This window comes from Roseovarius sp. MMSF_3298, assembly GCF_030733705.1.
Classification (GTDB): domain Bacteria; phylum Pseudomonadota; class Alphaproteobacteria; order Rhodobacterales; family Rhodobacteraceae; genus Roseovarius; species Roseovarius confluentis.
In genome coordinates, this window is record NZ_JASHIN010000030.1 from 38,323 (window position 1) to 49,414 (window position 11,092).

Consider the following 11,092-nt stretch of genomic DNA (forward strand, 5'->3'; position numbering starts at 1 on the left):
GATGATCCGGCCCTTCGTGCTTTTGACGATTGAGCTCTGATGAAAGGTGAGCCTGATGACGTATTCCCGTGTTTTCCCCGTGATCCTGAGTGCTTCGGCCGTCGCGCCGGTGGCGGCGTTGGCCGATGTGACGGCCGAGGACGTGCTGACCAACATGATGGCCCCGGCCCGGGCCTTTGGCTTCGAGGTCACTGCCGAGCCGGTGCGCGAAGGCGACAGCCTGCGGGTCGACAGCATGGTCATGACCTATGCGCTGCCGATGGATGCGGGTGTGGCGCGGCTGAGCACGGACGGGTTCACCTTGACCGAACAGGGCGACGGCAGCGTCGCGTTGAACTATTCCGACGGGATGACGGCCGAGGTCACCTTCACTTTGCCCGACGAGGGCGAGGTGATGTCCGCGACGCTGTCCTACGAAGGCTTCGACACGCCAACCGTTGCGACCGGAACGCCGGGCCAGGTGACCTATGACGGGTCGTTCGAGAATGCGCGGTTCGCCTTGACCGACTTCACCGTGCCGGACGAAGGCGTGCTGGACGTGTCGGTCAAAGGCACTTTGACCGGGACCAGCCAATACGAGATCATCGAGGGGGATATCGTGAAGGTGTCGATGTCCACCACGTCGGACAGCATGACCTTCGATACGAAATTCAGCGATCCGCAAGGCGCGGTGTCGAGCGGGCAGCAAAAGATGACGGGCGGGACTTCGGAAGTGGAAATGGCGATCCCGGCCGGGCAGGTTGACCTGCTGAACCTGGACGACGCGCTGCGCGCCGGGCTGATGCTTGTGGCCAAGACCGGCGGCATGCAGGTGGACGGCACCACGGTGACCAAGGTCGAGGACATGGAGATGCGCCAGACCACCGCCTATACCATGGAGAGCAGCGATGTCGCGCTGAGCGAAGACGGGCTGTCGGTAGGCGGCGTCTATACCGATTTCGGGTTCGAGTTCGTGATGCCATCGGAGATGCCCTTTCCCATCGCGGGGCAGATCGCACGCAGTGAAGGCCAGATCACCGCGCCGGTGACCGAAACCGATGGCGCGGTGCCGGTGGAACTGCGCATGACGCTGGAAGAGGTGACGCTGGACGAGGCGATCTGGGCCCTGTTCGATGCGCAGGAACAACTGCCGCGTGACCCGATGACGGTGGTGCTGGATCTGTCTGGCGAAGCCGCGCTGAGCCGTGATCCGCTGGATATCATGCGGATGATGGAAGTCTCCCCGACCGAGGAGGCACTTGGGCGGATCGAGAACGTTCAGCTGAACGAACTGGCGGTGCGCGCCGTGGGCGCGGAGGTCACCGGCAGCGGAGCTTTCGAGATCGATAACGAGGATTACGAGACCTTCCCCGGCATGCCCGCGCCGAATGGCAGCGTCGATTTGCGCGTCGACGGTGCCAATGGCCTGATCGACACGCTGGTCGCGATGGGCCTTGTTCCCGAGGAGCAGGCCATGGGCACCCGCATGATGCTGGGCATGTTCGGCACGCCGGGCGAGGGCGAGGACGTGATCACCTCGACCATCGAGGTGACCGAGGATGGCCAGGTGCTTGCCAACGGCCAGCGGCTGCGGTGAGCCGATGAGGATGCGGCAGGTCCTTGCGGTGGCGGCGCTGTGTGCGCCGCAGGCCGCGCTTGCCGAGTTGACGGTCGAGGAGGCGTGGGGTGTCTGGACGGCCCAGTTCGAGGCTCTGGGCCTCGACTGGGAGGCCGAAGCGGTGCCCGAGGGCGATGCGCTGGCGGTGGGGCCGATCTTTCTGTCGATGCAGTTTCCCGGGCTTCCGCTGGAGATGAACCTGCAACTGCCCGGCCCGCGTTTCGTGCCCGATGCCGGGGAGGTAGCGGTGCAGCTGCCCACCTCCGAGGCCATGCCCTTCAGCGTGGCCGCGATTGGCGACGCGGAAGAGGGATTCACCTCGTCCGGTGCGTTCGCCTGGCGGATGGAGGATGTCGGCGTGCGGATGCGGCAGACCGACGCCGGCGTTGAGACCCGCTGGAGCGGGACAAGCTTCGAGATCGACATGACCGAGTTCGGTATTGGCGGTCAGCCTTTTCCGGCTGAGTACCGGTACGTTCAATCCGGTTTCGACATCACGCAGACCAGCCGGATCGACGATGCTTGGCTGGACTTCACGCGCCGCGGCGTGGCCGGGCAGGTGGTGATCGATTACGGATATGGAGATGACACCAGCACGGAGGGCCTCGCCGGTACGTTGAGACGCGACGAGGTCGAAACCCTGACCGAGCTGCGGCTGCCGCGTGGCGGGCCTACGCTGGACGGCCTGCCGGAGCTTGCAGAGGCCGGCATGATGTTCCGGCACGAGGCAGCGGCCAAGTCAGGACACGACGAAGACGACGAATGGTATGCCGGCGAGTTGATCTCTTCCGGTGAGACCCGGTGGACCAACATCACGGGCATCTTCACGCTATCGGGCGATGGTTTGCGTGTCGTTTCGGATTCGGACGCGGCCGAGATGCAGATAACGGACGAACTGTTGGGACTGACAGTGGATGTGGAAGCGGCAAGGGTCCTGATGGATTTGGCGGTGCCGGTCTTGCGCGCGATCGAACCGCAGGATTACGCGCTGCGATTCGAGTTGGACGGGCTGAGTTTGTCCGAAGAAACCTGGTCCGCTTTCTTCATATCCGACGCGCTTTCGCGGCAGACGGCGGACCTGAAGGTCGATCTGGGCGGCAAGGCGATTCTTCTGGAGACTTTGTTCGACCTTGCCGCGTTGGGCCAATCATTCAACGGGCCCTTGCCGGTGTCGATCGAAACGCTGGACCTCAGGGCGCTGGAAGCCCGGTTCTGGGATGCGGAACTGACGGGAAAGGCTGCGGTGCGGTTCGATCACGGCGCGCGACGCACCTTCGACGGGTTCCCGGCGACCGAAGGGGACGCCACGTTCGAACTGACCGGCGTCCATGGGTTGCTTGACCGTCTGACAGAGGCCGGCGTTCTGACGACCGATGACGCGATGTCGGCGCGGATGATGATGGGCATGTTCACCGCACCGGTGGATGGCGAGGACGACGCGGTGCGCGCCGAATTCGAGATCAAGCCGGACGGACAGGTGACTGTGAACGGGCAGCGCTTGCGCTGAACGCCTTGCGCCCATGGCTTGCGCCCGTTTCGGCAGCGCAGTAGATCGGACCCTGACAAAAATCCACACGCCTGCGCGGCGTCAGACCCGCGCAGCACACAGGAGAGCTTTATGCCCGTGACACCGGAAAATCTGACCGAAGCGCTTTTGGCGGCGGCGCACAAGGCCGGGGCCGACGCGGCGGATACGGTGGCCGTCGAGCGGCGATCCCAGAGCATCGGTGTCCGGGCCGGAACCTTGGAACAGGCGGAGCGGTCGGAAAGCGTCGAAGTCGGACTGCGTGTCTTCGTGGGGCAGCGGCAGGCCTGCGTCGGTGCGTCGGACACGCGGGAGGAAACCCTCGTGATGCTGGCGGAGCGCGCGGTGGCCATGGCCCGCGAGGCACCCCAGGATCCGTTCGCCGGGCTGGCGGACCCGGACCAGCTGGCGCAGAGCTGGGACGTCGCGGCGCTGGAACTGCACGACCCCGGTTCGGAACCGGCAGCGCCCGACATGCAGGAGGCCGCGTTGGCGCTGGAGGCCGCCGCGATGGCCGTGGATGGCGTGACGCAGGTTCAGGCGTCGGCCGATCACGAGGTCGAGCATATGCACATGGCGGCGACCAACGGCTTTTCCGGCGGGTTCACCAGCAGCGCCCGCAGCCTGAGCGCGGTTGCGATCGCGGGGCAGGGCACGGGGATGCAGCGCGACTATGACGCGGATACGCGCGTGTTCGCCGCCGACCTGCGGACGCCAGAGGAGATCGGGACGCGGGCGGGGGAACGTGCCGCTGCGATGCTGGACGCCAAGAAGCCTTATACCGGGTCCTATCCGGTGCTGTATGACGAGCGCGTGGCCGCGAGCCTGATCGGACACCTTCTGGCGGCAATCAACGGCGGCGCGGTGTCGCGCGGGGCGTCGTGGCTGATGAACCGGATGGGCGAGCCCGTGCTGCCCGAGGCGCTGTCGCTGATCGACGATCCTCTGCGCCCGCGCGCGCTTGGCTCGCAGCCTTTCGATGCCGAAGGATTGCCGGTGGCAAAACGGGCGTTGGTCGAGAACGGCGTGCTGAAATCCTGGATTCTCGATCTGTCGACGGGGCGCAAGCTGGGGCTGCCGTCCACGGGTCATGCGCGGCGGGCGCCGTCCTCGGTGCCGTCGCCGCTGTCGACCAACGTGGCGCTGACGCAGGGCGACAAGAGCCGCGAAGAGTTGATGGCGGAGATGGGCACGGGCCTGTTGGTGACGTCGATGATCGGCTCGACGATCAATCCCAACACGGGCGACTATTCGCGCGGGGCGTCGGGGTTCTGGGTCGAGAACGGCGAGATCGCGTTCCCGGTGAACGAATGCACCATCGCGGGCAGCCTGCCGGACATGCTGCGCGGGATTATCCCGGCGAACGACGCGCGTCCCTGGAAGTCGCGTGTGGTGCCGTCGCTGCTGGTCGAAGGGTTGACCCTTGCCGGCAACTGAGCTGGACCTTCTGATCGCGGCGGCGCGGGCGGCGGGCGAGGTTGCCTGCCGATATACCGGGCCCGAGGCGCGGGTCTGGGACAAGCCGGGAGGCGCGGGGCCGGTGACCGAGGCCGACCTGGCCGTGAACGAGGTATTGGCCGAGCAGTTGCGCGGCGCCCGGCCCGAGTATGGCTGGCTGTCGGAGGAAAGCGCCGACACGCCCGAGCGGCTGGCGCGCGACCGGGTTTTCATCATCGACCCCATCGACGGCACGCGCAGCTTCATCGAGGGCACGCGGACCTGGGCGCACGCGCTGGCGGTGGTCGAGCGGGGCGAGGTGGTGGCGGGCGTGGTCTACCTGCCGATGCGGGACATGATGTATGCCGCCGCGGCCGGGCAGGGGGCGACACTGAACGGCAAACGCCTGAAAGTCAGTGATGCCGGGGCGCTGGACGGCAGCAGCATGTTGGCGGCGAAACCGAATTTCGACGCGCGGCACTGGCGCGCGGGACAGCCGCCCGGGATGGATCGAGGGTTCCGCCCGTCGCTGGCGTACCGGCTGGCGCTGGTGGCCGAGGGGCGGTTCGACGCGATGATGACCCTGCGCGGCGCGTGGGAATGGGACATCGCCGCGGGTGACTTGATCCTGCGCGAAGCGGGTGCCGTGACGTCGGACCGCGCGGGGCGGCCGCTGCGGTTCAACAACCCGATGCCGAAGCTCGACGGTGTTCTGGCGGCCAACCCGGTGGTGCATGGTGCGCTTCTGGAGGCGCTGGCGCCCGGGGCTGCGATCTGATCCGAGTGTGCGGCTGCGCCGCGCAGGTTTGGTTTTGTTCGAGTATTTTTGGAACGATGAAACGCCAGCTGAGCGACAGATTGGCGCGTTTCGCCGCTTGCAATCGAACCGCGCTCGGCACGACCTAGGTTCCCGTTTCCAAGATGGGAGACGGGATATGGACGGACAGACGATCGAGCACGACGCGCGGAACGCGGAATACCTGCGTCAGAAGGAGATTTACGAGCGCAGCATGGCGGGCCTGCGGCTGGAGCGGCGCAGGCGAGAGGCGGGGGGGCATGCGGTTATGGCCGTGGCCTACAGCCTTGAGGGTGCGAGCCGGAAGGAGACCCGGCTGGGCAAGGCCGTGACGGCGTCGAAATATGCACTCATCACCTTCGTGGCGGTGTTGCCGAACCTGGCGATGATCCTGATGCTGGCGGACTGACGCGCTTGGCGCTTGTACCGGGTGCGGCGCCGGTCTAGAGCCGGGGTATGACCCGTTCCGACAACCTGACCGGCGCCTTGCTGATGATGGCGTCGATGGCGTGCTTCACGTTCAACGACACCGCGATGAAGGCGATGGCGGGGGACGTGCCGCTGTTTCAACTGCTGCTGCTGCGCGGGATGGTCACGACGGTGCTGGTGGCCTGTATCGCGTGGCGCATGGGCGCGTTGCGCGCCCGCCTGCCGCGCCGGGACTGGGGGTTGATGGGCCTGCGCACAGGGGCCGAGGTGGGCGCGGCCTATTTCTTTCTGACGGCGCTGTTCAACATGCCGTTGGCCAACGTGACGGCGATATTGCAGGCCCTGCCACTGACCATCACGCTGGCCGCCGCGCTGTTCCTGCGCGAGCCGGTGGGATGGCGGCGGATGGTGGCGATCCTGATAGGCTTTGCCGGTGTGCTGCTGATCGTGCGGCCCGGGACGGACGACTTCAACTTCTATGCGGTCTACGCGCTGCTGGCGGTGGGCTGTGTCACTGTGCGGGACCTGTCGACGCGGCGGCTGTCGAAGGACACACCGTCGATGTTCGTCACGTTGCTGACATCCATCGCGACGATGACGATCTTCGGGCTTTTGAGCCTTGGCGTCGACTGGGCGCCGATGGGAATGCGAGAAGCCGGGCTGGTCGGAACCGCCTCGTTGTTCATCATCGGCGGGTATCTCTTTTCGATCATGGTGATGCGTGTGGGCGAGATCAGTTTCGTCGCCCCCTTCCGTTATACCGGGCTGCTGTGGGCGATGCTGCTGGGCTTCGTGGTGTTCGGGGAATGGCCCGCGACGCTGACCCTGCTGGGTGCTGCGATCGTGGTGGGCAGCGGGCTGTTCACGCTTTACCGGGAATCGCAGCTGGGGCGGAAAAGGCCGCTTGCACAGCCGCCTCGTCGACATTGAACCGTTCCTTGAAAAAGGCGCGCTGATCCGCGGTCAGGGGGGCAAGGCCCTTGGTGCTGGTGCGCGCATGGCTGTCGTTGTCGTCGTGCAGGGCGCGCAGGTACATGTGGGTCTCGGGCTCGATCAGGGTCGGCATGGAATGGTGCAGCTTGTGATGGCCGTAATTCATCACCGTCTTGGGGTCACCGGGGCGGAAGAGCACGGCCAGACCGCAGGCCAGGAACTGGCCCTGGATCTCGCGGGCGAGGATGCCGTCCGGGGTCAGCTTGACCGAATAGCCGCGGGAATATTCGATCACCATGTTCTGCCACCCGGCGCGTAGCTTGCCGGCCAGCCGGGCAGTGCGGCGGATGCCGCGAATGAAGTTGGTGCCGACGGCGTCGTCGTCATCGAGGCGGAACTGCAGGGATTCGTCGTCGTCGCCCTGGGCAAGCTCGTGCTGGATCGCCAGTTGCATGGCCGTGCGGTGCTTCATCGGTTCGGCCGTGACGATCTTGATCTGCTCGACGGGGGCGCAGATGTCGTTGAGCCGGTCCCACCAGGGCTTGGGCATCCGCTCTCCGGTCAGGACGATGAAGGTGAACCGCTTGTCCTTCTGCGCCGCTATGGAGGGCAGGGTGAGCGTCTCGAAGTGGCGAAAGCGCAGCTCCATCCGCGCGGGCGCGTAAAGGTAGGCCTCGCGCTCCTCGACGGTGTCGTGCATGCGTTTGAAGCCGCCGAGCGCGGGATAGGAAAAGCGGCATATACCGATTGCGCGCATGAAGCGGGGCACCTTCGAGACGTGGTGGCCGCATGGTTGCAAATGCGCGTGAGGCGGGCAAGCGCGAAACCGGGGTTGCCCGAGGCGGTGCCGGGCGTTAGGCCGAGGCGGCGGCGGGGTGACAGGTTTCCTGTTCCGCGCATCCGGGCTTTTCTGTTAGGGGTATACCGCGTCGTCATCCCGGGCGGATGGGAGTGTTGACAGCCGTCCCGACTCCCCCTATACGCCGCTCATCTCGACCTCGGGGGCCGCCCTGAATGTCGAACTCAAAATTCTAGTGGACAAGATCCGGGCCATTTGAGTGCCCCGATCCTCTGGGAACCCGCCGCGTCGTTTACCTCGGAATGGAAACGATTGCGGTATTTGCGCATTGCGGACGCGTGATGTGCGAGGAACTGAAACCGCGCGGGGGTGACCCGGTGCAAACACATGTGTTGAGAGACGGGAAAGAGACCCTATGCCAACGATCCAACAGCTGATCCGCAAGCCGCGGCAGCCGAAAACAAGAAGCCAGAAGTCGATGCACCTGCAAGGGTGCCCGCAGAAGCGCGGCGTTTGCACGCGCGTCTACACCACCACGCCCAAGAAGCCGAACTCGGCCATGCGGAAGGTTGCCAAGGTGCGCCTGACCAATGGTTTCGAGGTCATCAGCTATATCCCCGGCGAAAGCCACAACCTTCAGGAGCACTCGGTGGTCCTGATCCGTGGCGGCCGTGTGAAAGACCTTCCCGGTGTGCGTTACCACATCCTGCGCGGTGTCCTGGATACCCAAGGCGTCAAGGACCGCAAGCAGCGTCGTTCGAAATACGGCGCCAAGCGTCCCAAGTAAGAGGAATTCGAGATGTCTCGTCGTCACGCCGCTGAAAAACGTGAAATTCTGCCCGACGCCAAGTATGGCGACCGGGTTCTGACCAAGTTCATGAACAACCTGATGATCGACGGCAAGAAGTCGGTCGCGGAGAAAATCGTCTACAACGCGCTCGATCGCGTCGAAGACAAGGTCAAGCGCGCCCCCGTGGAAATCTTCCACGAAGCGCTGGACAACATCAAACCGTCGGTCGAGGTCCGCTCGCGCCGTGTCGGTGGTGCCACCTACCAGGTGCCGGTCGAAGTTCGCCCCGAGCGCCGCGAAGCGCTGGCGATCCGCTGGCTGATCACCGCTTGCCGTGGCCGCAACGAGAACACGATGGAAGAACGCCTGGCCGGCGAACTTCTGGACGCCGTGAACTCGCGCGGGACCGCCGTCAAGAAACGTGAAGACACCCACAAGATGGCCGAGGCGAACAAAGCCTTCAGCCATTACCGCTGGTAAAACCCTAGAGGCATTTGCATCATGGCACGCGATTATCCGCTCGAACGCTACCGCAACTTCGGCATCATGGCCCATATCGACGCAGGCAAGACCACCTGCTCGGAACGGATCCTGTTTTACACCGGCAAATCCCACAACATCGGTGAGGTGCACGATGGTGCAGCCACCATGGACTGGATGGAGCAGGAGCAGGAACGCGGGATCACCATCACGTCGGCGGCTACCACTACCTTCTGGCAGTGGCAGGAAGACCCGACGAAAGAGGGCACCGACGACACCAAGTTCCGGATGAACATCATCGACACGCCCGGTCACGTCGACTTCACCATCGAAGTCGAGCGTTCGCTGGCGGTGCTTGACGGTGCGATCTGCGTGCTGGACGCCAACGCGGGTGTCGAGCCCCAGACCGAGACCGTCTGGCGCCAGGCCGACCGCTACAAGGTGCCGCGCATCGTCTTCGTCAACAAGATGGACAAGATCGGTGCCGACTTCTTCAACTGTGTCGCGATGATCGAAGACCGCACCGGCGCGAAAGCCGTGCCGATCGCCATGCCGATCGGTGCCGAGAACGAGCTGGAAGGCATCATCGACCTGGTGACCATGGAAGAATGGACCTGGAAAGGTGAAGACCTGGGCGCGTCCTGGACCCGTCAGCCCATTCGCGACGACCTCAAGCAGCTGGCCGACGACTGGCGCGCCAAGCTGATCGAGAACGCCGTCGAAATGGACGACGACGCGATGATGGAATACCTCGAGGGCAACGAGCCCGACATCCCGACCCTGCGGCAACTGATCCGCAAGGGCACCCTGTCGCTGAGCTTTGTTCCGGTCCTGGGCGGTTCCGCGTTCAAGAACAAGGGTGTGCAGCCGCTGCTGAACGCCGTGGTCGATTACCTGCCGAGCCCGCTCGACGTTGTGGACTACATGGGCTTTGCCCCCGATGACGAGACCGAGACCCGGAACATCGCCCGCCGCGCGGACGATTCCATGCCGTTCTCGGGCCTGGCGTTCAAGATCATGAACGACCCGTTCGTCGGTTCGCTGACCTTCACGCGCATCTATTCGGGTGTGCTGAACAAGGGCGACACGATCCAGAACTCGACCAAGGGCAAGAAAGAGCGCATCGGCCGTATGATGATGATGCACTCGAACAACCGCGAAGAGATCGAAGAGGCATTTGCCGGCGACATCATCGCGCTGGCTGGTCTGAAGGACACCACCACGGGTGACACGCTGAGCGATCCCAAGGAACTGGTGGTTCTGGAAACCATGACCTTCCCCGATCCGGTGATCGAGATCGCGGTCGAGCCGAAGACCAAGAACGACCAGGAAAAGATGAGCCAGGGCCTGGCCCGTCTGGCCGCCGAGGACCCGTCCTTCCGCGTCGAAACCGACATGGAGAGCGGTCAGACCATCATGAAGGGCATGGGCGAACTTCACCTCGACATCCTGGTCGACCGTCTGAAGCGCGAGTTCAAGGTCGAGGCCAACATCGGTGCGCCGCAGGTGGCCTATCGCGAGACCATCAGCCACGAGATCGAACACACCTACACCCACAAGAAACAGTCGGGTGGTTCGGGTCAGTTCGCCGAGGTCAAGATGATCATCTCGCCGACCGAGCCGGGCGAAGGCTATTCGTTCGAAAGCCGCATCGTCGGTGGTGCCGTGCCGAAGGAATACATCCCCGGCGTCGAGAAAGGCATCGAGAGCGTGATGGACAGCGGCCCGCTGGCCGGCTTCCCGGTCATCGACTTCAAGGTCGCACTGATCGACGGCAAGTTCCACGACGTGGACTCCTCGGTCATGGCCTTTGAGATCGCGGCACGGATGGGCATGCGCGAAGGTCTGCGCAAGGCCGGCGCGAAACTGCTGGAGCCGGTCATGAAGGTCGAAGTGATCTCGCCGGAAGAATACACCGGCAACGTGATCGGCGACCTGACGTCGCGTCGTGGGCAGGTTTCGGGACAAGAACCGCGCGGCAACGCCATCGCGATCAACGCGAACGTGCCACTGGCCAACATGTTCGGCTACATCAACACGCTGCGTTCGATGTCGTCGGGCCGCGCCCAGTTCACCATGCAGTTCTCGCATTACGAACCCGTGCCGTCGAACATCTCGGAAGAGATCCAGGCAAAATACGCATAACCCGGGTGGCGGGGTGAACCCCGCCCTACCCATCATCGTAGGGTGGGTGATAACCCACCATCCGCAAAGGAACAGGAGGCCATCATGGCAAAGGAAAAGTTTGACCGTTCGAAACCGCACGTGAACATCGGGACCGTTGGTCACGTTGACCACGGCAAGAC

Annotated in this window: 10 protein-coding genes; 9 read left to right on the plus strand and 1 reads right to left on the minus strand. The window is 64.4% G+C overall.

The genetic code is table 11. The features are described from left to right. Positions 1-55 precede the first annotated feature (55 nt). The 6 genes from RBB18_RS19845 to RBB18_RS19870 all read left to right on the plus strand — a co-directional run bounded on the left by RBB18_RS19845 (position 56) and on the right by RBB18_RS19870 (position 6,714). The gene (locus tag RBB18_RS19845; protein ID WP_306112172.1) at positions 56-1,576 is read left to right on the plus strand and encodes a DUF2125 domain-containing protein; all 1,521 of its coding nucleotides are present in this window, start codon (positions 56-58) and stop codon (positions 1,574-1,576) included. Between the two features lie 10 nt (positions 1,577-1,586). Next, positions 1,587-3,104 carry a hypothetical protein gene (locus RBB18_RS19850; RefSeq protein ID WP_306112173.1) on the plus strand — a complete coding sequence of 506 codons (1,518 nt, stop codon included), beginning with the start codon at positions 1,587-1,589 and terminating at the stop codon, positions 3,102-3,104. A 111-nt stretch (positions 3,105-3,215) separates the two neighbouring features. Next, complete coding sequence (locus RBB18_RS19855; RefSeq protein WP_306112174.1) at positions 3,216-4,559, plus strand: TldD/PmbA family protein; 1,344 nt, start codon at positions 3,216-3,218, stop codon at positions 4,557-4,559. Continuing rightward, positions 4,546-5,337: a 3'(2'),5'-bisphosphate nucleotidase CysQ gene (locus RBB18_RS19860; RefSeq protein ID WP_306112175.1), complete on the plus strand. Its 792-nt coding sequence runs from the start codon at positions 4,546-4,548 to the stop codon at positions 5,335-5,337. Before RBB18_RS19855 ends, RBB18_RS19860 begins: the two co-directional genes overlap by 14 nt. Before the next feature lie 157 nt (positions 5,338-5,494). Next, entirely contained in the window at positions 5,495-5,764 is a 270-nt protein-coding gene (locus RBB18_RS19865) for a hypothetical protein (RefSeq protein ID WP_103762129.1), read from the plus strand. Positions 5,765-5,811: 47 nt separating this feature from the next. Further along, positions 5,812-6,714: a DMT family transporter gene (locus RBB18_RS19870; RefSeq protein WP_103762130.1), complete on the plus strand. Its 903-nt coding sequence runs from the start codon at positions 5,812-5,814 to the stop codon at positions 6,712-6,714. Here RBB18_RS19870 and RBB18_RS19875 read toward each other — a convergent pair. Further along, the gene (locus RBB18_RS19875; RefSeq protein WP_306112176.1) at positions 6,647-7,474 is read right to left on the minus strand and encodes a glycosyltransferase; all 828 of its coding nucleotides are present in this window, start codon (positions 7,472-7,474) and stop codon (positions 6,647-6,649) included. The genes RBB18_RS19870 and RBB18_RS19875 overlap by 68 nt on opposite strands. Before the next feature lie 457 nt (positions 7,475-7,931). On the opposite strand from RBB18_RS19875, the gene rpsL reads away from it, so the two are divergent. The 3 genes from rpsL to fusA are packed head-to-tail and all read left to right on the plus strand — an operon-like array spanning position 7,932 to position 10,931. After that, positions 7,932-8,303 (plus strand): 30S ribosomal protein S12, encoded by a 372-nt coding sequence (rpsL, locus tag RBB18_RS19880; protein ID WP_103762132.1) that lies wholly within the window; start codon positions 7,932-7,934, stop codon positions 8,301-8,303. A 12-nt stretch (positions 8,304-8,315) separates the two neighbouring features. Beyond that, positions 8,316-8,786 (plus strand): 30S ribosomal protein S7, encoded by a 471-nt coding sequence (gene rpsG, locus RBB18_RS19885; RefSeq protein ID WP_057796812.1) that lies wholly within the window; start codon positions 8,316-8,318, stop codon positions 8,784-8,786. Positions 8,787-8,807: 21 nt separating this feature from the next. Continuing rightward, entirely contained in the window at positions 8,808-10,931 is a 2,124-nt protein-coding gene (gene fusA, locus RBB18_RS19890; RefSeq protein ID WP_103762133.1) for an elongation factor G, read from the plus strand. The last annotated feature ends 161 nt before the right edge of the window (positions 10,932-11,092 follow it).